Raw genomic sequence first — 19,956 nt, 5'->3', positions numbered from 1 at the left:
TTATGGGAATTCTCCCAGAATTACCATCCACCCGAACCTATAAGGCAACTGAGCTAACCAATAGTCATTCGGTTCATTATCTCCCGGTATACGTGACAATATTTCCCGGGGCGTGTTGAATTCGATCAAATAAGCTAAAGCATCAGTAGTGTGCTGGCGCTCGTAATCATCGTAAGGGGACCCATTAAATACGCCGTCGCCATCATAATCGCGCAACGTCACCTCGCTAAGAACTGCACCATCAGCAGCGAACTCCCGTAATACTTTATAAACAGAATTTGGAGTGCCATCTGCGTCATAATCATTTATGGTCTCAACCGATACCGGATGACCAGCAGCATCGTAGCTATGATGACGAGTAATGACCGATGCCAGACTCAGCTTACTTCCGCTATAGGTACGAGCTTCATAATCGGCTAACAATCCCGATGGGGTATCAGTATATGTATAGTGTACGACAGCACCCGGAATGCCATCACCATTAGAGTCAGTGCTGTATAATATCGTCCGCCCTGACTCATCGTATTCATATTGAGAAAAAGAAATACTTTCTACTGCATCGCCATTACCTGCCCTGAAAGCCGCCCCCCGGACAGTACCATCAGGATTGTAATTCAGAATCCTTTCATGCCAATCGCTTTCGTTCTCCTGAGTGAATGTTGAGTAATAATGGATGGCTCCATTTTTATAGAATTCATGGCTGTAAATCTCCATTTTTTCAGGTGTAACCCGTGTATGGATATTACCATTTTCATCATAAGTCCGGACATCTTCGACCACACCGCCGATGATACCATAAGCATAACTGTCAATTTTATTGCGGATTAACGTCAGATTACCCTCTGAGTCATAGCCCCGACGCCTGTATGTTATCGACTCAGGGCTACCATCCATATTTTTATCATAGTATGCAATGCGTTCATTATCATGATTGGTATAAATCGTAGTGCCTAACTGAAAAGGGCCATAAAATGCTTCCAAACGCTTATCCGAAGACTCCCACAACGGATCATTCTTATCTATCACAGCAGAAAGTTTTTCATACCGATTTTTTTCCAGCCCTTCCTCATCATAAGTAATTCTGAAAAGCACCTCTTGCCATTCCCAATTATTTGAGAAGAGGAACTCTGACATTCTTCCATGCTTATCAAACTCCATCTCAAAATTGGTGAAGTTTTTATCCTTACCAAAAACTTTTATCAGCCGTCCAAATTCATCGTATTCATATCTTTTTTCGTATGCATAATTGTCTGAAACAACAATACCAGCAGGAACCTTAATTCTGGCTTTTTTATAAATAAACATCAGTGGCTCAGAGACAATCACCCGCTCTCTTACCAGATTTTTTTGCTCCGCCAGACTGGCTAGTGTTTTATAAAAGAAGGGATACAGATCCTGATTAAGGTTGATTGCAGGCAGTTTCCCTGGCTCCTGCCATGCCGTCACATCGATGCCACTGGCGGTATTCTGGTCATTATCCAACAGCATCAGTAATGCCATCGCATTGGCCATACGATGGAAGCCATTGGTATTTTCAGACGTAAGGGCTTCCGTCACTGTCATTTGTGTATCAGGAAGTGACACACCAAACAAATCAGAAAATGTCATGCCCCCATGGGGTTTCACCGATGTCAGAACCGTTGCCCCGACCGAAAATGTTACGATTTCGCCCGGCTTATAAAAGAAGCGTCCCTTTTTATCCGTTTCGCCGCTGTAGGACTGCGAACTGTAATGCAGCCCTTCAATTTTGAAGCCAACAGATGTCCGTTTAAGACTTGATTCGTTAAGGTTACACGCAGACAAAAACAGAATGGCAACCAGCATTACGCTGCGCCCAAGCGGATTATTCATGATCGTCCCTGACTAATTTATACTATTATTAGTTGCCAGAAGTGTAGCAAATACCCATAAAGATCAGTAGCCCATTTTTCATCACCCAACTCCTGCGGCAGACCGGAAACAGCAACACCTCATCCCCCTTAAGGCATATCTGAAACATACCCATTACGGCGTACTTTAACGCTTAAGGCACCTCTGAATAATTCTGCACAGCTTCGCGTGAGTGCTGCAGAGTGCTTTTGACAAGGCGTCGATTGCAGTGAATGGCTAGTCCTTTATAAAATCGACAACACCGTCAAAACGCTCTGCAGCCCACGCCCTTCGGGGCTTGCTGAAAAAATCCAGCTCGGTGTTGCCACGTTTTGACGTAACCCGCTATGCCTTCAACGTGGCGCCTTGATCTGAACGTTTTCAGTAAGCCGAAGCGGGCACTGAATTATTCAGAGGTGCCTTAAATATCCGCCATATGTCATTGTCTGCCGGTGATCGGCTTCCAGAGTCAACTTCACCGTCCTCCCGGGTCAATACCAATACAGTTTCAGGGGTTTATCGTTACGTAATCAATTCAGCGTCAGAACAGGTGTGTTATATGGCCAGGCATATTTCGTCCGAAGTACTGGTGGTCGGTGGTGGTATTGCCGGTATCGTTACTGCGCTTGAATTACTGCGCGCCGGCAAACGTGTCACTCTGGTTGACCGGGATTCAGCAGAGCGTTTTGGCGGACTGGCATTATGGGCATTTGGCGGCATGGCGCTGGTAGGCACATCCTTACAGGCGGCGATGAGAATACCTGATACGCCGCAACGCGCTCTGCGGGACTGGATACGCTTCGGTGAACTGAATACGCACGACCAGCATTCGCTGGCCTGGGCAAATTATTACGTCGAAAATTCCTGCACAGAAGTATACGACTGGCTGAAAAACGAAGGCGTTAAATTCATGCCGGCGGTCAATTGGGTTGAGCGCGGTATGTATGGCGATGGTAACAGCGTTCCCCGCTATCACATTGTTTATGGTACATCGCGCGAGCTGGTCCGCATTCTTAGCGCAGCATTGCAGCGGGCCAATAAGAATAATCTTCTGACACTGCTGCACCGCCACAGAATCACGGCACTGAACAACGACAGTAATAACAGCATCTGTGGCGCAACCGGCATTGATGAAGAATCCGGTGAGACCGTTACCTTTTCAGCTCATACCGTCGTGCTGGCCAGTGGCGGACTAAACGGCAGTCACGAACAAACCCGCGCTAACTGGCCAAAAGAGCGGCCAATACCGGCAACAATGCTGAATGGTGCCCATCCTTTTGCCGATGGAAAAATGCATCAGGAAGCCTCTGCTAAATTCGGCGGCCATATCGTTAATGCCGGTGAGATGTGGAATTACGCGGCGGGTTTTGCACATCCTTATCCGCATTTTAACGGCCACGGCTTATCGACGATTCCCTGTAAATCAGCGCTCTGGCTGGACCATAAAGGTAAGCGTATCGGACCAGAGCCACTGGTCACCGGTTTCGATACCCACTGGTTATGTCAGCGGGTTGCAGAACAGGAAAAACCCTGGACCTGGCATTTACTTAACTGGCGTATCGCCGCCAGAGAATTTGCCATTTCCGGCGCTGAACATAACCAGCGCATCCGCGATAAACAATTTCTCCGGTTTTTATTCGAAACATTGCTCGGCAATCATCGCCTGGTGAAGCAAATGGCGAATGAAAGCCCCGATTTTATCGTCGCCGATACGCTCGCCGGACTGGCGGAAAAAATGAATGCGCTGACCCAGTCACTGGATATTGATGCCGCCATTCTGCAGGCCACCGCTGATGAATTTGATGCAAACTTTATTGGCGGCAAAAAACTGGAAAATGATGACCAGATCCGCCGCATTCTGCATGCCCGCCAATGGGGGCCCGATCGTTTGCGCACCTGTAAGCCTGCCCCCTTACAGAAACCCGGTTCCGGGCCTTTTATTGCCATCCGCATGCAACTGGTTACACGTAAAAGCCTCGGCGGTTTACGCACCGATTTAGCCAGCCGCGTTCTGGGTGAGAATAATCAACCGGTAACCGGCCTTTATTGCGTGGGAGAAGCCGCCGGTTTCGGCGGTGGCGGCAGTAACGGCAAACGCTCGCTCGAAGGTACTTTTCTGCCCGGCTGCATTATGACGGCACGGGCAGCCGCAAAATCCATTATTGCCAACGCATAGTCGGCAGAAACGCCCCAGGAGAATAACTATGACCAATGGCGCACAAGCTCTGATGAAAACGCTGGTCGATGCCGGTGTCGAAGTCTGCTTCACCAACCCGGGTACCAGTGAAATGCACTTTGTTGCAGCGCTCGACAGCGAACCCAAAATGAAAGCCGTACTGGCGCTGTTTGAAGGCGTCGCCACCGGCGCTGCCGATGGCTACGCCCGCATGGCCGACAAACCAGCCGCCACTCTGCTGCACCTGGGTTGCGGCCTGGGTAATGGTCTGGCCAACCTGCATAACGCCCGTAAAGGCAAAGTACCGGTGGTAAATATCGTCGGCGACCACGCGACTTATCATGTGAAATACGATGCCCAGCTGCAGTCGGATATCGAAACCGTGGCGCGCAACGTATCGCCGGGGTTTGTCCGCACCTCACAAAGCACAGCAGAACTGTGCAATGACGCAGCAGAGGCCGTCGCCGCCGCCAGAAACGTTCCGCGTCAGGTTGCAACCCTGATTCTGCCGGCCGATGTATCCTGGGGCGACGGTGGTATACCAGCAGCACCACTGCCACCAACCGTTGCCCCCTGCGCCGACGATGCCACCGTCGGCGCTATCAGCAACGCCATCCGCTCCGGTGGTAAAACGGCGTTCCTGCTTGGCGGTCAGGCTCTACGCGAACCGGCACTGCTCGCTGCGGCTAAAATTGCCGCCCACAGCGGTGTACGTCTGCTGGCCGAAACCTTCCCAACCCGCATCGAACGCGGCGCCGGCCTGCCGGCTGTGGAGCGCATCGCCTATCTGGCTGAACTGGCTGGAGTGCAGCTGGCGGATATTGAGCATCTGATTGTGGTCGATTCCAAAGCGCCGGTTTCATTCTTTGCCTATCCGGGCAAGCAAAGTTATCTGGCTCCCGAGGGCTGTCAGGTACACACACTGGCCAGTCCGGAACAGGATGCCGTCGCCAGTCTGGAAAAACTGGCCACTGCGCTGGGGGCCGGAAACAACGCTCCTGCATTACAGGCAGCGCAGCGCCCCGCTCGCCCACGTGGTCGTCTGACTGCTGAGAAAGTATGTAAAGCCGTTGGTCATTTGTTGCCGGAAAACGCCATCATCGTCGATGAATCCAACACCTCCGGGCTGATGCTCAACGCCATGACCAGCGGCTGCCCGCGCCACGATATGATCACCCTAACCGGCGGTGCTATCGGCCAGGGGCTGCCGAACGCCATTGGCGCTGCGATTGCCTGCCCCGACCGCCCGGTCATTGCCCTGATCGGTGACGGTACCGCCATGTACACCATTCAATCGTTGTGGACCATGGCGCGCGAGCAACTGAACGTGACCTCTATTATTTTCAACAACGCTTCCTATTCGGTACTGAATATCGAACTGGAACGAGTTGGCGCGGAAGAAATCGGCCCTAAAGCGAAAGCGCAACTTGACCTTACCGGCCCGGTACTGAACTTCGCTCAGCTGGCTCAGGGAATGGGGGTACATGCGGTACAGGTGAGTACAACCGAAGATCTGCTCAAGGCGCTGGAATATGCACAGGCTCATCCCGGCCCGCACCTGATTGAAGCGATGGTGCCGGAGGCCCTGAACGGTGTGAAGCGTAAGATTTTACCCTGGGTGTTACGCTCATTGCCGAATCTGCCGCTGTCGGTTACCCGCGCACTGAAGCGTAAAATTGCACCGTAAGCAGCCAAAATTAAACCCGGCCTTTGCCGGGTTTAATTCGTTAATTACTCAGCCAGCGCCTTAAGGCCATTTAAATAAGCAATTAATTCCCGATCACTCCACAGTCCCTGCGCCCGGTACCAGAGTGCGGCCAGATAGCTCATCTGTGTTTTGGCAAATTCCCAGCCACGATAATGTTTTAAACCATAGGCCTGCAGCAGGGTCTGTTCATCATCGGCCGATAAATCCACGCCCTGTAATAAAGCAGCCAGATCCCATAACGGATGACCGATAGCGGCGTATTCCCAGTCAAGTAATACCAGTTTGTTCTCAGCTGTCTGTATCCAGTTGGGGGCGGTCGGGTCCATATGGCACAGACAGCGTTGATTATCGGGGGCGCCGCTCAACAGGCTTTGCAGCGGGCCACGCAGCGCCAGTAATTCTTCGGCTGCCGCAGTCATACGATCCATAACGGCAAAATGTGCAGTAATAGTGTCCCAGTAATGGCCGGCTTTTTCACTGATGCTGAGCTTTGGTATTTCGGCAGGCGGGTACAACTGATGCAGTTGTTGTAATTGCTGCGCCATGATTAACAACAGTGGCAGATCCAACTGCGGATTGGTTAATGGCGTGCCCGGCACATAATCGCGAATCCAGTAATGGCCGCCTGGTGAACGGAAGCGAATGGTCGGCGTCAGCCCCTGTGCCGCCACCAGATGATGTATCTGCAGCTCGGCTGCGCGGTTAATATCCAGCGCTCTGGAATTCCGCCCTTCTACCCGCAACACATAATCACCTTCCGGCAAACGCAGCAGATAACAATGATTGGTCAGTCCACCGGGTAATGGACTGATATTATCCAGCGTTGGCGCTTCGCTGCACAATTGCCAGTGTGGCCAGTCGTCTAAAATCTGCTGCAGCATAGGTATCGCCTTATTGTTGTTATTCGGCTACTTTCCACGCCGACGGCGTGGTCAGCACAGTATTATCATCGCGATTCTGTTGTGCTTTAAGTTGTGCCTTAAATTGTGGCAACCAGTTAAACCAGCCAATAATTACCAGCACCACGTACACCGCCATCAGCAGCGCCGTTAAATACAGCTCACGGTCGATATATAGAAAGATGGCAACACTGTCGACAACGATCCAGTAGAGCCAGTTTTCCAGTACTTTCTTCGCCACCATCCAGGTGGTAATCACCGCACCCCAGGTGGTGAATGAATCAAGATAAGGCAATACCGCCGAGGTATTTTCGCTGAGCAGATAACCGCTGATACAACTCAGAACAATCACACTGCCAATCGCCAGCAGATGCTGTTTTAGCCCCCAGGACTGTATTGGTAACTCAGCAGCCGGAGCCTGTGAATTCTCACTTTTATTATCTGCCCTCTTATTCGTGCGCCACAGCCACCAGCCATAGACCGCCATAATCAGGTAATACACATTCAGCGCCGATTCCATCAGCAGGCTGACATTCCAGAACAACCCGATAAAAATTGCCGTACTGCCAAAGGCCGCGTACCAGCACCAGATGCTCTGCTTCATGGCCAGCACTAAATAGGCAATACCCAGAATAACAGCAACCAGTTCCCAGCCGCTCATGGCCTGCGCCGCCTGTTCGATATTGCTCCAGATATCCGCCATTATGTATTCCTGCTTACAGTCGGTGTTCAGCCGTGTGGATTAAGTGCCGGATCGAGATTGGTACCGATAAATTTGCAGACAAAAATACTCTTGCCGAACTGCTCCCAGCTCAGGCGCATTTCTTCTTTTAAGGTATCCATCACCAGATCATAGTCACCGAATACTTGAGTGCTCATGGTATTGGTCACGATGGTTAACCCTTCAACCTGATTCAGACGGTCGATAAACGATTTAATCGCCGGAATATAATCATCGGCCAGAGGGTATTTGCTGATTTCTACTGATATTTCCATCGTTATTCTCCTACGTGATAAGTGCATCAGGCACTTTATGCCGCTCAAACGTATAAGGCGCCCCCTACGCTTTATTGCAGGGGACGCATCGCACAACACTTAAATCAGAATGAGTACTTAGCCTCAATACCATACGTCATTGGATCGCCATACTGGACGTGACCGAATGCTGTGTATTCATCACGCGGATCATTGGCAAAACCAAAACCACGGGTTTCATAATTGACGCCTGTCAGGTTTCTTCCATATACAGAAATTTCATAGACTGGTTTCACGTAGGCAACACGGGCATGCCAGAGCACATAGGCTTGTGAATGAAGGTTATGACTGTCTGAGAAATAGAAAGAATCTTTCGCTTCGCTTTCAACTCGAACCGACAGCACATCTGTCAGTGCATACGTCAGCGCAGAAGCAACATTGTATTGTGGGGCATGAGCCTGCTGGCGACCGTCCTGCACATAAATGCCGTAATATTTCGACTCATACGTGTACTCACCAATTTCAGTAATCAAATAGCCCCAGCTCAGAGCCCAGTTCAGGCGTTCAGTGATATTCCAGTCAGATTCAATTTCGATGCCGTAATTTTTACCTTCGTTGGTGTTACCAATATAGTCTTTGAACTTGGGAACACCCCCATCCATGTAGCTGAAGGAGTTTTTAATCTGCTGGTTTTTACGATCAATATAAAATGCAGCCACACGGGTTTGAAGACTGTTATCAAGGAGTGAAGACTTCACCCCGAGTTCAATGCTGTTATTGATCTCGGCTTTAAATACACGTAAAGAATCATCCAAAACCGGCTCACTGTTCACACCGCCTGCTTTGTATCCACGTGCCAAAGTGGCATAGACGAGATGATCATTGCTGACCATTGCTTCCAGTGTAATGCGACCACCTACCAGCGTTTCATCGGTATTTTCTTTAATGCCGCGATTGTCTTTAAAATCGTTTTTCCAATTTTCAATACGCATACCGGAAATCAAACGCAGATTCGTATTCAGATCGGCAGACAATTCACCGTATCCAGCAACGGAAGCCGACGTCAGCTCGCTGGTAAATTGAGCATCACTGGTGTAGTTGCGGATCAGGTCCTCCCCACGCTGCATAGCATAGATACCTGCAACCCAGTCGGTGGTACCTGAAAAAATCCGCCCTTCGGGCCCGGACAGCAAACGAACGTCTGCTGAGCTACGATTATAATCACGCAGGTACTGATCAAATCCACTGTATTCCCAGCCGGGAGCAATACCCACATAGGACCAGTCTTCATCATACGAATATTCAACATCAGATTGGCTATAGGTCAGCTCAGATTGCAGTGTTAAGGCACTGCTGATTCGACTGTCGAGAGACAACGCCAGAGCATTGGTATCCTGAGTATCAACACCCGGATCATCAGAATAAGTTGTGCGGGTATTATCAAGACTGAAAGCGTCATACCCGTTATCGATATCCGCATAGAGATAGGTCATTCCCAACGTAGTATCATCACTCAGTTCGAATGCCAGCTTACCCCGGGCAATAACTTCATCGACATTATTCGTATCATCGCGCTTAAGATAAGTGTTATCCATGTAGCCATCGGACTGGTAGGTATGCACTGCAAGGCGACCTTGTAGATCATCCGTCAGACTACCGGAAACAGCACCACCCAATCCGTAGCTGTCATAATTGCCGGCTTTGGCACTGATATAACCTTCGCTGTTTTGCGTCGGGTCATTACTGCGGATATTGATCATGCCGGCCAGTGCGTTAGCACCAAAACGGGTGCCCTGCGGGCCGCGCAGAATTTCCACCTGCTGCACATCAAACAGGGTTGCGGCAGCACCTAAACCGGTCATATCAATACCGTCGATAACCAGGCCCACAGACGGATTCACCGGATCGACAAACTGGCTGCGCTCGCCAATACCACGGATCTGGTAATAGCGGCCACGAGATGCTCCCGAGGCGAAATTAACGTTGGGAGCAAAACTTAAAATCTGTTCCAGATGCTGCGCCGAACGGGCTTCAATCTGTTCGCTGCCAACTAAGGTGACGGCTTCGGGAATCTGCTGCACATCGGTTTTACGGAAATCGGCCTGCACGGTTTGCGTGCTGAGGGTAACGTCATCAGTCGCCAGTGCCTCCAAGGCCGACAGCGGGGTCAGTGGTGCCAGTAAAACCAACAGGGAAAGCGGTGTTTTTTTCATTCAGGGTCATTCCTCAAAATACAAGAAAGACCCGGGTAGTGCGTAGGGGCCGGTTGCGTTTAACGCCAACCTCCCGGTTGTGATGCGAGCCGCGCTGAACAGTGCGTACTCACCCCCATTCCTACGCCGGTACTAACCGGATCAGGTTCTAGGGGTTTGCCGTTTACACAGGTAAACCTATGGCATCTCAGGCCGGATTCAGACAATCGGGCCACCCCCTGGGACAGGGGCATCATAAGGGATTCACGCCAGGGAACCAATGGCGGCTTTGGGCTAATACGGAGTAACCACTTCTGCGCGAAGATGTCAGCGCTGCCACGGCTGCGGTATGCGGCTGCCGAGCAGATCATCCAGCAACTGCTGTTGCTGTTCGCGCTCAGCCAGAATCGCGGCTTCGGTAAAGTCGGTTATGTCCTGATTTTTATCGCCTTCACTGACATCACTGTCGAGGCTGCCCAGCACGTAGGTTCGTCGCCGCTCGTGCCATTCATTCTGACTTTGCTGCGAAGCATGCTGCAGGGTGAAATCTTCGTAGCGCAGGCTGGTTACCTCGGTGGCACGGGCTTCGGTCTCAATGTACTGATAGTTCTGCTTGCTGAAATCCACCAGCTCCAGCCAGGGCAAAGGCTCATAAAAGCTGGCCTTAAACTGATACGCCTGGGTTTGCTCTACGGCGAGGCTGCCGGCATCACCGGTTTCGCCTCTGGTATCCTGCGCGAAATTAAGCCCAAAGCTGATCTTTTCATTATTGCGCTGTGCATCAGGGTTGGGTTTGCTGACCTGCGCCTGAAATGAAAAGCTGAAATCTGCCAGGCCACTCAGCGCCGTAAGTCCGCTGCGGGCAAAACCCACGTCGATTCCGGTTGGCGTTTGCGCTGGCTGCTCCTGTTCTGCGCGCGCCAGATCCTGCGGATGCTGCTCCGGTTTATGCAGCAGGGCGAAGGCATCGAGCATTAAGTCCAGCTGCTGTTTATCGGCATTGCCGCGTTCACCGCTCTGTTCGATCAGCGTCAGATATTCTTTCAGGCTGTCCTGCCGCTGTGCTTCCGTGCCCAACTGTGCCCAACCGGCTTTGCTCAGATCCAGCTTCAGTTTGTCTTTATGCAGCAGCACATTCAGGCTGCGCTGCTCATCATCGTTGCGGTATTCAATGCGCAGCAGATCGCTGCTCTCACTACCAGCGCCTTTAAGGTCGAGTGATACCGCCGAGAATTGCTGCAGTTTATCCAGCCCCAGATTCTCCAGATCCAGCATGCCATTGGCCAGATAACGCCGCGCCAGCTTATCCAGTGATGAGGCCAGCTGCAACGCTTCTTCCTGCTCTTCCTTGCTCAGCGATTCATCCAGGCTGAAGTCCACCAGCCACTGATCCACTTCCAGTGCCCGACCATCGTCGTTCTGACCCCAGCCGCTCTGATGAGTCAGATTCAGCGTTAATTGCTTCCCCGAATGAGTGGTCAGTTTCAGGCTGAATGTTTCCTCCTGATAACCGTATTTCAGACGGACACTACCGACTTCCGTCAGCGCTGACCGCACGCCATCGTCGGCATAAGCGTAACGTCCACTGGTACTGCTGAACTGTGATACGCCGCGCTCCAGCAGATCGGTCAGCACAGCTCCGGGACGAAAATTCTTGGGGATGTTCAGAGAGTCGGAGGCAGATACCAGCTGCTCCCGCCCCTCAGGGCTCACGCCATTAATTACTTCGGTATCGTTCAGTGAGCCGGCAAAACGGGTCCAGGACTGATCGCTTTGCCACAGAGTACGGTTGACCGGTTCACGGTAGGTTCCATCATCGGCTGACGACGAGTGTTGTAACGGGCTGTTTGTCGCCGCTTTCAGGCTGCTATCTGGGGTACGCGCCAGCTGATCCGTCAGCGGCTCATCGCTGTTCCGGCCCGGCCTGATAAACTGGAAACTGCCAACTTCGCTGATGCGTGGTGTAATTGCCATGGTCTGATCCCTGACCCGTGATGATGAGTAATAGATTGATCATTTATCGGCCAGCCACAGCATTAATTAAGACAACTATCACTTAAGCGCAGTGCTTTTAATAACAGTGCAAAGGAATAGCCGCCATAATTACCCTTCCTGACAATAATCCCGCTTGAAAACTGCGGAAAAATCACCATTCTTGCTGTCATAAATCCGTGCTCAAATCTGTTCTGTTGAGCGCCTGCGGACAACTGAGAACAACCCTTAAAGGAGTCGCACATGTTGCGCATAATTCTGTTTCTGGCCACCAACTTAGCCGTTGTACTGGTGGCGAGCGTTACCCTGTCACTGCTCGGCGTGGGCAGTTATCTGGAACGCAGCGGCAATGGCCTGAACCTCGGCAACCTGCTGGTGTTCTGTCTGGTGTTCGGTATGGTCGGCTCGGTGATCTCGCTGCTGCTGTCCAAGTGGATGGCAAAACGCAGCATGGGTGTGCAGATCATCGATCAGCCACAGAATGCCGGTGAACAGTGGCTGCTGAGCACCGTTAAAGAACTGGCTGACAAAGCCGGTATCGGTATGCCGGAAGTGGGTATCTTCGGTTCGGCAGCGCCTAACGCCTTCGCCACCGGCTGGAACCGTAACAATGCCCTGGTCGCGGTATCGACCGGCCTGCTGCAGCGTATGGATAAAGAGCAGATCAAAGCCGTACTGGGCCACGAAATCGGTCACGTTGCCAACGGCGATATGATTACCCTGACCCTGATTCAGGGCGTGGTGAACGCCTTTGTGATGTTCTTCGCCCGTATTATCGGTAACTTCGTCGACCGTGCGGTATTCAAGAATGAAGACGGTCCGGGCATCGCGTTCTATGTAACGACCTTTATCGCCGAGATCGTACTGGGCATTCTGGCTTCGACCATTGTTGCCTGGTTCAGCCGTCGCCGTGAATTCCGTGCCGACCAGGCCGGTGCCGAGCTGGTCAGCCCGGCCGCGATGATCAGCGCGCTGGCTGCCCTGCAGCAAACCTACGATCAGCCAAGTGAACTGAACGGTGAACTGGTGGCCTTTGGTATCGGTGGTGAAGGTAAGATGTCTGCCCTGTTCTCCACTCACCCGCCGCTGGAACGTCGTATCCAGGCGCTGCGTGAGCAGTACGGTCGTTAATTCTGCCTGCTGACGTACCAACGAAAACGAGCCTCAATTGGGGCTCGTTTTTTATCCGGCTAACTCGATCAATCCAGCCCCATCGCTTTCATCATCACGTGCTGTTTAACCGGCAACAGTTTGTCGAACAGACGCATCCCTTCGTTACGTAATAAACGCAGCAATGGCTGATCGGCGGCGAACAGCTGCTTAAAGCCTTCCATCGCCGCCATGGTGCTGAGGTTGTCGGCCTGACGGCGGCGCTGATAACGGCTGAGCACCAGCTCACCACCAAGATCCAACCCTTTGCTGTGCGCGCGCAGAATTTCTTCCGCCAGGGTTTCAGCATCTTTAAAGCCCAGGTTCACACCCTGTCCGGCCAGCGGGTGAATGGTATGCGCGGCATCACCGGCCAGCACCACGCCTTCACACCAGTAATCCCGGGCATGGCGCTGACGCAGCGGGAAGCGGGCCTTGGCCGAGCTGGCCAGCACCTGCCCCAAACGCCCTTCAAACGCCTGGGTCAGCGCAGCGTTAAAACCGGCTTCATCCATCGCCAGTACCGCATCGGCTTCCGCCGGAGAAGTTGACCAGACGATGGACGCCAGATGCTCATCACCCGGCAGCGGCAGCAATGCCAGTGGCCCTTCAGGACGGAAGCGCTGCCAGGCGGTCGCCTGCAGCGGGTGTTCAAGCCGTACTGTGGCAACAATGGCGTGATGGCCATAATCCCACTCGGTGGTCGGCAGACCAGCCCACTGACGCACCCGTGACAGCGCACCATCGGCACCAATCACCAGTCTGGCCAGCAGCCTGTCATCGTTTTCCAAAACCACCGGGGTGTAACCTTCGGCGTCACGATTATCGAGGTAGCGAACTTTCTGCGTCAGCACATCGACACCCTGCGTTTCCTGCAGGCACTGCTGGATCGCCCACAGCGTTTGCCGGTTTTCGACAATATGACCCAGACAGGGAGCATGCAGATCGGCGGCATCGAAGGTCACAGAACCTGTGCCTTCAGCATCCCAGACGTGCATGCCGGTGTAAGGACTGAGACGCTGCGGCGGAATCTTCTGCCAGGCGCCCAGACGGGTTAAGAAAGCCTGGGTTTTGGCGGTTAACGCTGATACGCGCAGATCATAATCAGCCAGTTCGCTGCCACTGGCCGGAGCCTGTGTGCGGAACGCCGGATCAATCAGGGCAATACGCAAAGGCTTTTGCTGTGCACCCTGCACCAGCGCGCTGGCAATCGCCTGACCCACCAGTCCGGCGCCGACAATCACTACGTCATAGTTCATGCAGATTCTCCTGAAAGCGGCGTGGCCGGAAGCTTCGCTGCCCGTTGCCCTAAACCCATGGCATGACGGGTAAAGAGTTTGCGCGCAGTTGGCAGGGCCGACATGCCGAGCAGGCCAGCATCGCGCAGCAGCGCCATACCCGGCAGTTTTGAACCAAACAGGCGTGGCAGCAGATCGCTGGCCATGATGGTGTTGCGCTGGTCAGCCTGCTGCTGTTGCTCGTAAGCCTGTAATAACGCCAGATCGCCCAGCGGCTGATTCTGCTGCCAGGCGCGGTTGAGGTATTCGGCCAGTACGGCGGCATCACGCAGTGCGAGGTTAAAGCCCTGTCCGGCCACCGGATGCAGACTGTGCGCCGCGTTGCCGAGCAATACCAGCGAGCGCCGCACCTGTTCTTTACTCTGCACCAGTGCCAGCGGGTAGCTGGCGCGTTCGCCGACACGCATTAAACGTCCCAGACGATATCCGATCTGTTGCTGCAGACGGGCAAGGAATTCGGCTTCGGGTAAGGCTTTGACCTGTTCGATCTGGTCGTCGGCCAGCGTCCACACCACCGCGAAGTCTTTTTTATTCAGCGGCAGAAAGGCAATCGGGCCGTCTTCACTGAAGCGCTCATACGCCCAGTGACTATGCTCACGGTCGACTTCAACCTGAGTCACCAGCGCATGGGTGCCATAAGAACGACGCTCATGCTGAATACCCAGCTGCTGCGCCAGCGCCGAACGCGCACCATCGGCCAGCACCAGCAGACTGGTCTGCAGTTGTTCGCCGTTATCGAAGGTCAGCAGCGCGCCGTCAGCGTTCATCTGTACGCCCTGCACCTGGGCCGGGGCTTTAATACTGACGCCCGGCTGTTCCAGTCCACTTAAAAGGCCCTGACCAATCACGGCGTTTTCAACGATATAACCCAGAGCCTCAGTATTCTGTTCACTGGCGTGCAGCTGGGTCTGGCCAAAGCGGCCCTGATCGGAGACCTGAATATGCTCGATAGCACAGGCGCGCCCAGCCATCAGATCCCACACACCCAGCTGACTGAGAATCTGTTGTGTTCCGTAGGACAACGCCGTTGCCCGGCCATCAAAGCTGGGCGGACGGCTGGCAATATCACCATCCCAGTTCAGCGCCTGACGGTCGATTAAGGTCAGGCTCATCCCGCGCGCCAGCGCCGGTTTTAACAGATGCACCAGACTGGCGCCGACCATGCCGGCGCCCAGTACCACAATGTCAGACTGCGGGATGTGCTTGCTCATGCTGTTCCTCAGCCCGCCATCAGGGCTTCAATATCATCAATCTCTTTAACAACGGCAGCGGTCAGGACTTTGCAGCCGCTTTTGGTCACCACCACATCGTCTTCGATGCGGATGCCGATGCCGCGCCATTTGGCGTCCACCGTTTCATCGTCCGGCGAGATATACAGCCCCGGCTCAACGGTCATCACCATGCCTTCTTCGAGAATGCGCCACTCACCACCGATGCGGTATTCGCCGACATCGTGTACATCCATGCCCAGCCAGTGACCGGTTTTATGCATGTAGAACTGGCGGTATTCCTGATTCTCAATCAGCTCGTCGACATCGCCGCTGAGCAGGCCATGCTGTACCAGTCCTTCGACCAGCACCCGCACCGCCGCTTCGTGCGGCTGATTCCAGTGATTACCGGCTTTGATCTGCTCAATCGCGGCATACTGCGCATCCAGCACCAGCTGATACATCGCCTTCTGCTCGGCGCTGAATTTACCGTTAGCCGGGAAGGTGCGGGTAATATCGGCGGCGTAGTAGTCCAGCTCACAACCGGCATCGATCAGAATCAGGTCGCCGTCTTTAATCGCCATATTGTTGTGGGTGTAATGCAGAATGCAGGCATTATCACCGGCACCCACAATCGACGGATACGCCGGCCAGCGGCTGCCCGCGGCCATAAAGGTGCGCATAATCTCGGCTTCCAGCTCAAACTCGAACATGCCCGGCTTGACCATCTGCATGGCACGGGTGTGCGCTTCGGCGCTGATGTCGGCGGCCTTCTGCATAACCTTAATTTCTGCAGGGGATTTAATCAGACGCTGATCGTGTAATAAATGATCCAGCGCACTGAACTCGTGCGGCGGCGTGGCACCGTTACGCACCTGAGTTTTGATATGGTTAACCCACTGCATCAGCTGGTTATCAAAGTTCGGGCTGACACCCAGACTGGCGTAGATGCGGTCTTTACCTTCGATCAGGCCGGGCAGGATGTCGTCGATATCGCTGATCGGGAAAGCATCATCACAGCCCAGCACTTCAGGTGCTGCTTCCGGGCCGACACGGCGGCCGGTCCAGATTTCCTGCTCTTTGATTTTTTCCTGACAGAACAACACGTACTCACCGTGTTCCCGGCCGGGAATCAGCACCAATACGGCATGCTCTTCGGCAAAGCCGGACAGGTAATAGAAGTCACTGTCCTGACGGAAGGGATGCTCCACATCGCGGTTACGCACCGTGACCGGCGCTGATGGCAGAATGGCAATACTGTTCGGGCTCATCAGCTCCATCAGCTGACGGCGGCGTTTGGCGTATTCGCGGACATCGAGTTTCATCATCACCTCGTCAATGCGTAGAGATCAGTGCAGGGTTTTAGGGGCAGGAGCGGTTTTGTTCATGCCGTAAAAGACGGTCAGCGCGGCAACACGGGCATGCTCAGCCAGTTCCAGATACAGCATTTCGTTCTGCGGGTCCTGCGGATCATCCAGTGAGGCCTGCGAGAAGGCATCCAGATCCTGCAGTACTTCCAGCACGTCTTCCGGCACTTTGCCCTGAATCTGGCCCGAAGCACCAAAGCCATCGAGGAAGCCTTTGCTCCACTGTGCCAGGCATTCAACCTGCTCGTCGATATCGGCATCTTCATCGGCTGGCAGCAGCACACTGAATTCCATCGACTCGCCGCTCAGGCCAAGCAGCACGTCATCGTAAAAAGTCTGCAGAAACGCCTGCAGCGGTGCTTCCGGAGTTTCTTCCAGCTCCAGATATTCCTGCGCTTCCAGTAACCAGTCGGCCGCTTTCAGCCGCGCACCGGAAGCAAGATAGCCGGTCAGCCAGCCATGCAGGGCGGATGGAGTCTGGTAGCAGCGTGATTCCAGCCACAGATCAGCGGCTGCGGAAAATTCGATCGTCATAACGTCCTCAACGGGAGGGAAAGCGGTCATTCTATCATTGCTGCCGCGAAAGAATCCGCAAATGCCGGAAGCGGAAGGGAATAAAGCAGCAAAGCCGCCTTCCGTCGATTGACCCCGCCGCCAGCGGCCTCTTATAGTTAGCCTGTTCTCACTAACCACTATGATGGCAATGCAAAATCCTGAACTCCAGAGCCTGCAGCGTAAGATCGAAAAACTGCTGACCGTGCACCAGGAACTGCGCGAGCAGAATAAAGCCATGCGCGCTGCGGAAGCGAGCTGGCAGGCCGAGCGTGCAAAACTGATGCAGCAGAACGAAATTGCCCGTCGCAAGGTCAATGAAATGATTACCCGTCTGCAAACGCTGGAGCGCAATAGTGGCTAACCCATCCAAAACCCTGGAATTACTGATTCTCGACCGTGAGTACCGCATCAACTGTCCCGATGGCGCAGAAGAAAAACTGCGCGATGCGGCGCGTTATCTCAACGAGAAAATGTCCGAAATAAAGAACGCCGGCTCCTCCGCCGGCAAAGTGCTGGGCACCGATCGTGTGGCGGTTATTGCGGCACTGAACATCGCTCATCAGTTGCGTGAGCTGGAAGCCGAAAACCTGCAGATGAAGCGCGATCTGAACAAGATGAACGCCGCCATTGATGAAGCTCTGGAGCAGGATCTGCAGCTGGAGCTGTGATTCTGTAACGCAGTTTTCATTACAAAATCCTCATTTTTTCATAATGATCTCTGATATACTGCGCCTGCTCCCTGGGGTGTTTGCCAGTCGATAAAGTCCTGAGCCGATGCACTTTTTTATGGAAGGTTTCACTCGCTGATGTGCGCATGTCCGCCCGACGGAAAGCCTGATTCAGTGTCTGGCCTGCCACCTTGGACCACAGGGTTCAAGGCCTTTATTTACGACAGCGGCACAGTGGGGAGCCCTTCCGATTTCTGCGTTTAATTCCGATGAATAAAACCGAACTCCGCCGGCATATGCGCCGCCAACGCCGCGCGCTTAACCACCGCCAACGTCAGCAGGCCGCACAGCAGCTACTGCACTCTCTGCGTCAGTCGACGCACTTTCAGCATTCGCGTCATGTTGCCGTGTATTTAACCAATGATGGCGAGATTGATACCTCGGTCTTTATCCGCGACTTACAGCGCCGCGGCAAAACTCTCTACCTGCCGGTGCTGCACCCGCTGCGTAAAGGACACCTGAGCTTTCTGCCCTTTAACCGCCAGAGCCGCATGATCAAAAACCGTTTTGGTATCAGCGAGCCAGACTTTGCCAGCCACCGGGCGATGCCGGCACGTTTTATCAATCTGATCTGTATGCCATTGGTCGCCTTCGATGAGAGTGGCAACCGGTTGGGAATGGGTGGCGGCTTTTACGACCGCACACTGGCCTTCAGCCGCCAGCCCGGAAACAAACCCCGGCTGATTGGCTGTGCCTATGAATTACAAAAGACAGCGGCACTACCCGCTGAAGACTGGGATATCCCGCTGACAGCCATTGCCACCGATGCAGGGCTGCATCGTTTTCAGGCTCACGCTGAATAATTCCGACGTGCTCTGTTCAGCGAATGCTGTTTTCCATCGTCATCAGTGACGCCGGACGCTTAACCTCGCTGGTCATACCAGTCACCGCTGCACCTAACAGTACAATCACGCTGAGAAGAATCAGAATATCGGGTTTTTTCATTACTGTTTGTTCCTACTGCATTCCGTATTACGGATTAGAACCTGTGATCATTGAATGCTACGCTGCCCTTGCACGCTCAGCCTGATGCTTGTTAATGGCACCTCTCGCGAGAGCAATACTCGGACCACTTTATAGTCAGAAAATATGAATCACTGGTTACTGAAATCTGAGCCGGACGTTTTTAGTTATTATCATCTTGAGGCTGCACCAGGCAGGCGCACAGTATGGGACGGCGTGCGCAATTATCAAGCGCGGAACATACTGCGGGATGAGATCCAGGTCTCAGATCTGGCGTTTTTTTACCATTCCAGCTGTAAAGAGCCTGCAATTATCGGCGTGTGCCGCGTTACCCGCACCGGACTTGCCGATCCGTCACAGTTTGATCCGGCCTCCGATTATTTTGATGCAAAATCCGATGCGGCCAATCCGCGCTGGATCACCATCGAAGTCGAAGCCCTGCGCGCACTCAAACACCCCATTACGCTGAAAGATATGCGCAAAGACAGTGCGCTGCAGGAAATGGCTCTGCTCAACCGTTCTCGCCTTTCCGTTCAGCCGGTAAGCGCTGAAGAATGGTCGCATATTCTGCATCTGGCCGCCGACAACGGACATTTCCATGAATGAAATAACGCCCCATGTGGTCACCCTGAATGCAGACCAGAGCTATCAGATTTGCCAGTGCGGACGCTGCAGCAGCGCACCCTTTGCCGCCGACAATTGCCCCCGGTCGCTGAACCTGCACAGCGATCAGAAGCAACTGGTGTGGTTGTGCAGCTGCGGACGCAGTGAGGCCATGCCCTACTGCGATGGCAGTCATAATCCGCGCAATAAAATGAGTATCCGGGAGGCAATCAGGGAAATGGCTCAGGACTTACTCAGCCACTTCCGTAAATAG

Annotated in this window: 19 protein-coding genes, 1 other RNA gene and 1 riboswitch; of the genes, 9 read left to right on the top strand and 11 right to left on the bottom strand. The window is 53.3% G+C overall.

The window, feature by feature from the left end; translation table 11 throughout:
- The gene (locus MT343_RS00625; RefSeq protein ID WP_145467097.1) at positions 1-1,851 is read right to left on the bottom strand and encodes a hypothetical protein; all 1,851 of its coding nucleotides are present in this window, start codon (positions 1,849-1,851) and stop codon (positions 1-3) included.
- 577 nt (positions 1,852-2,428) lie between these two features.
- On the opposite strand from MT343_RS00625, the gene MT343_RS00620 reads away from it, so the two are divergent.
- On the top strand, positions 2,429-4,045 hold the full coding sequence (locus MT343_RS00620) for an FAD-dependent oxidoreductase (RefSeq protein WP_145467099.1): 1,617 nt from the start codon (positions 2,429-2,431) through the stop codon (positions 4,043-4,045).
- A 28-nt stretch (positions 4,046-4,073) separates the two neighbouring features.
- Positions 4,074-5,732, top strand: a complete 1,659-nt coding sequence (locus tag MT343_RS00615) for an acetolactate synthase large subunit (RefSeq protein ID WP_145467100.1) — start codon at positions 4,074-4,076, stop codon at positions 5,730-5,732.
- A gap of 44 nt (positions 5,733-5,776) precedes the next feature.
- Here MT343_RS00615 and MT343_RS00610 read toward each other — a convergent pair whose 3' ends face one another.
- The 5 genes from MT343_RS00610 to MT343_RS00590 form a co-directional block, all read right to left on the bottom strand.
- Positions 5,777-6,634, bottom strand: a complete 858-nt coding sequence (locus MT343_RS00610; protein WP_145467102.1) for a choline/ethanolamine kinase family protein — start codon at positions 6,632-6,634, stop codon at positions 5,777-5,779.
- Positions 6,635-6,653: 19 nt separating this feature from the next.
- A complete protein-coding gene (gene pnuC, locus MT343_RS00605; protein WP_145467104.1) occupies positions 6,654-7,355 on the bottom strand; it encodes a nicotinamide riboside transporter PnuC in 702 nt (233 codons plus the stop codon).
- A gap of 26 nt (positions 7,356-7,381) precedes the next feature.
- The gene (locus MT343_RS00600) at positions 7,382-7,648 is read right to left on the bottom strand and encodes a YkoF family thiamine/hydroxymethylpyrimidine-binding protein (protein ID WP_145467106.1); all 267 of its coding nucleotides are present in this window, start codon (positions 7,646-7,648) and stop codon (positions 7,382-7,384) included.
- A 104-nt stretch (positions 7,649-7,752) separates the two neighbouring features.
- Positions 7,753-9,840, bottom strand: coding sequence for a TonB-dependent receptor (locus tag MT343_RS00595; RefSeq protein WP_145467108.1), 2,088 nt, complete (start codon positions 9,838-9,840; stop codon positions 7,753-7,755).
- 101 nt (positions 9,841-9,941) lie between these two features.
- A riboswitch (TPP riboswitch) is annotated at positions 9,942-10,069 on the bottom strand.
- 77 nt (positions 10,070-10,146) lie between these two features.
- Positions 10,147-11,793: a hypothetical protein gene (locus tag MT343_RS00590; protein ID WP_145467110.1), complete on the bottom strand. Its 1,647-nt coding sequence runs from the start codon at positions 11,791-11,793 to the stop codon at positions 10,147-10,149.
- Positions 11,794-12,054: 261 nt separating this feature from the next.
- On the opposite strand from MT343_RS00590, the gene htpX reads away from it, so the two are divergent.
- Positions 12,055-12,942 carry a protease HtpX gene (htpX, locus tag MT343_RS00585; RefSeq protein ID WP_145467112.1) on the top strand — a complete coding sequence of 296 codons (888 nt, stop codon included), beginning with the start codon at positions 12,055-12,057 and terminating at the stop codon, positions 12,940-12,942.
- Positions 12,943-13,010: 68 nt separating this feature from the next.
- Here the strand turns inward: htpX and MT343_RS00580 are convergent, their stop codons facing one another.
- The 4 genes from MT343_RS00580 to MT343_RS00565 are packed head-to-tail and all read right to left on the bottom strand — an operon-like array spanning position 13,011 to position 17,367.
- Complete coding sequence (locus MT343_RS00580) at positions 13,011-14,219, bottom strand: UbiH/UbiF/VisC/COQ6 family ubiquinone biosynthesis hydroxylase (RefSeq protein WP_145467114.1); 1,209 nt, start codon at positions 14,217-14,219, stop codon at positions 13,011-13,013.
- Entirely contained in the window at positions 14,216-15,469 is a 1,254-nt protein-coding gene (gene ubiH, locus MT343_RS00575; protein ID WP_145467116.1) for a 2-octaprenyl-6-methoxyphenyl hydroxylase, read from the bottom strand. Before ubiH ends, MT343_RS00580 begins: the two co-directional genes overlap by 4 nt.
- Before the next feature lie 8 nt (positions 15,470-15,477).
- Positions 15,478-16,791: a Xaa-Pro aminopeptidase gene (gene pepP / locus MT343_RS00570; protein ID WP_222428495.1), complete on the bottom strand. Its 1,314-nt coding sequence runs from the start codon at positions 16,789-16,791 to the stop codon at positions 15,478-15,480.
- A gap of 24 nt (positions 16,792-16,815) precedes the next feature.
- The gene (locus tag MT343_RS00565) at positions 16,816-17,367 is read right to left on the bottom strand and encodes a UPF0149 family protein (RefSeq protein WP_186435801.1); all 552 of its coding nucleotides are present in this window, start codon (positions 17,365-17,367) and stop codon (positions 16,816-16,818) included.
- 169 nt (positions 17,368-17,536) lie between these two features.
- On the opposite strand from MT343_RS00565, the gene MT343_RS00560 reads away from it, so the two are divergent.
- From MT343_RS00560 to MT343_RS00545, 4 genes are all read left to right on the top strand, one after another.
- A complete protein-coding gene (locus MT343_RS00560) occupies positions 17,537-17,749 on the top strand; it encodes a TIGR02449 family protein (protein WP_186435802.1) in 213 nt (70 codons plus the stop codon).
- Positions 17,742-18,056 (top strand): cell division protein ZapA, encoded by a 315-nt coding sequence (locus MT343_RS00555; protein ID WP_145467124.1) that lies wholly within the window; start codon positions 17,742-17,744, stop codon positions 18,054-18,056. The genes MT343_RS00560 and MT343_RS00555 overlap by 8 nt, the downstream gene beginning before the upstream one ends.
- Positions 18,057-18,121: 65 nt before the next feature.
- Positions 18,122-18,301, top strand: a non-coding RNA gene (gene ssrS, locus MT343_RS00550) — 6S RNA.
- Between the two features lie 24 nt (positions 18,302-18,325).
- Positions 18,326-18,919 (top strand): 5-formyltetrahydrofolate cyclo-ligase, encoded by a 594-nt coding sequence (locus MT343_RS00545; RefSeq protein WP_145467126.1) that lies wholly within the window; start codon positions 18,326-18,328, stop codon positions 18,917-18,919.
- A gap of 16 nt (positions 18,920-18,935) precedes the next feature.
- On the opposite strand, the gene MT343_RS19510 is transcribed toward MT343_RS00545, so the two are convergent.
- A complete protein-coding gene (locus tag MT343_RS19510; protein ID WP_255449004.1) occupies positions 18,936-19,061 on the bottom strand; it encodes a hypothetical protein in 126 nt (41 codons plus the stop codon).
- Between the two features lie 144 nt (positions 19,062-19,205).
- On the opposite strand from MT343_RS19510, the gene MT343_RS00540 reads away from it, so the two are divergent.
- Together MT343_RS00540 and MT343_RS00535 are read left to right on the top strand one after the other, a co-directional pair.
- The gene (locus MT343_RS00540; RefSeq protein ID WP_145467128.1) at positions 19,206-19,685 is read left to right on the top strand and encodes an EVE domain-containing protein; all 480 of its coding nucleotides are present in this window, start codon (positions 19,206-19,208) and stop codon (positions 19,683-19,685) included.
- Positions 19,678-19,956 carry a CDGSH iron-sulfur domain-containing protein gene (locus MT343_RS00535; protein ID WP_145467130.1) on the top strand — a complete coding sequence of 93 codons (279 nt, stop codon included), beginning with the start codon at positions 19,678-19,680 and terminating at the stop codon, positions 19,954-19,956. Before MT343_RS00540 ends, MT343_RS00535 begins: the two co-directional genes overlap by 8 nt.

It is taken from the genome of Venatorbacter sp. C2-1 (genome assembly GCF_022832715.1).
In the GTDB taxonomy this organism is placed as follows: domain Bacteria; phylum Pseudomonadota; class Gammaproteobacteria; order Pseudomonadales; family Oceanobacteraceae; genus Venatoribacter; species Venatoribacter alkanivorans.
The sequence above is the reverse complement of the archived record's forward strand: the minus strand, read 5'-3'. Positions and strand labels throughout refer to the sequence as shown.

Excerpts from the sequence above, each read along its gene's own strand:
- MT343_RS00625 (WP_145467097.1), bottom strand. The coding sequence starts at position 1,851 with ATGAATAATCCGCTTGGGCGCAGCGTAATGCTGGTTGCCATTCTGTTT.
- MT343_RS00620 (WP_145467099.1), top strand. The coding sequence starts at position 2,429 with ATGGCCAGGCATATTTCGTCCGAAGTACTGGTGGTCGGTGGTGGTATT.
- MT343_RS00615 (WP_145467100.1), top strand. The coding sequence starts at position 4,074 with ATGACCAATGGCGCACAAGCTCTGATGAAAACGCTGGTCGATGCCGGT.
- MT343_RS00610 (WP_145467102.1), bottom strand. The coding sequence starts at position 6,634 with ATGCTGCAGCAGATTTTAGACGACTGGCCACACTGGCAATTGTGCAGC.
- pnuC (WP_145467104.1), bottom strand. The coding sequence starts at position 7,355 with ATGGCGGATATCTGGAGCAATATCGAACAGGCGGCGCAGGCCATGAGC.
- MT343_RS00600 (WP_145467106.1), bottom strand. The coding sequence starts at position 7,648 with ATGGAAATATCAGTAGAAATCAGCAAATACCCTCTGGCCGATGATTAT.
- MT343_RS00595 (WP_145467108.1), bottom strand. The coding sequence starts at position 9,840 with ATGAAAAAAACACCGCTTTCCCTGTTGGTTTTACTGGCACCACTGACC.
- MT343_RS00590 (WP_145467110.1), bottom strand. The coding sequence starts at position 11,793 with ATGGCAATTACACCACGCATCAGCGAAGTTGGCAGTTTCCAGTTTATC.
- htpX (WP_145467112.1), top strand. The coding sequence starts at position 12,055 with ATGTTGCGCATAATTCTGTTTCTGGCCACCAACTTAGCCGTTGTACTG.
- MT343_RS00580 (WP_145467114.1), bottom strand. The coding sequence starts at position 14,219 with ATGAACTATGACGTAGTGATTGTCGGCGCCGGACTGGTGGGTCAGGCG.
- ubiH (WP_145467116.1), bottom strand. The coding sequence starts at position 15,469 with ATGAGCAAGCACATCCCGCAGTCTGACATTGTGGTACTGGGCGCCGGC.
- pepP (WP_222428495.1), bottom strand. The coding sequence starts at position 16,791 with ATGAAACTCGATGTCCGCGAATACGCCAAACGCCGCCGTCAGCTGATG.
- MT343_RS00565 (WP_186435801.1), bottom strand. The coding sequence starts at position 17,367 with ATGACGATCGAATTTTCCGCAGCCGCTGATCTGTGGCTGGAATCACGC.
- MT343_RS00560 (WP_186435802.1), top strand. The coding sequence starts at position 17,537 with ATGCAAAATCCTGAACTCCAGAGCCTGCAGCGTAAGATCGAAAAACTG.
- MT343_RS00545 (WP_145467126.1), top strand. The coding sequence starts at position 18,326 with ATGAATAAAACCGAACTCCGCCGGCATATGCGCCGCCAACGCCGCGCG.
- MT343_RS19510 (WP_255449004.1), bottom strand. The coding sequence starts at position 19,061 with ATGAAAAAACCCGATATTCTGATTCTTCTCAGCGTGATTGTACTGTTA.
- MT343_RS00540 (WP_145467128.1), top strand. The coding sequence starts at position 19,206 with ATGAATCACTGGTTACTGAAATCTGAGCCGGACGTTTTTAGTTATTAT.
- MT343_RS00535 (WP_145467130.1), top strand. The coding sequence starts at position 19,678 with ATGAATGAAATAACGCCCCATGTGGTCACCCTGAATGCAGACCAGAGC.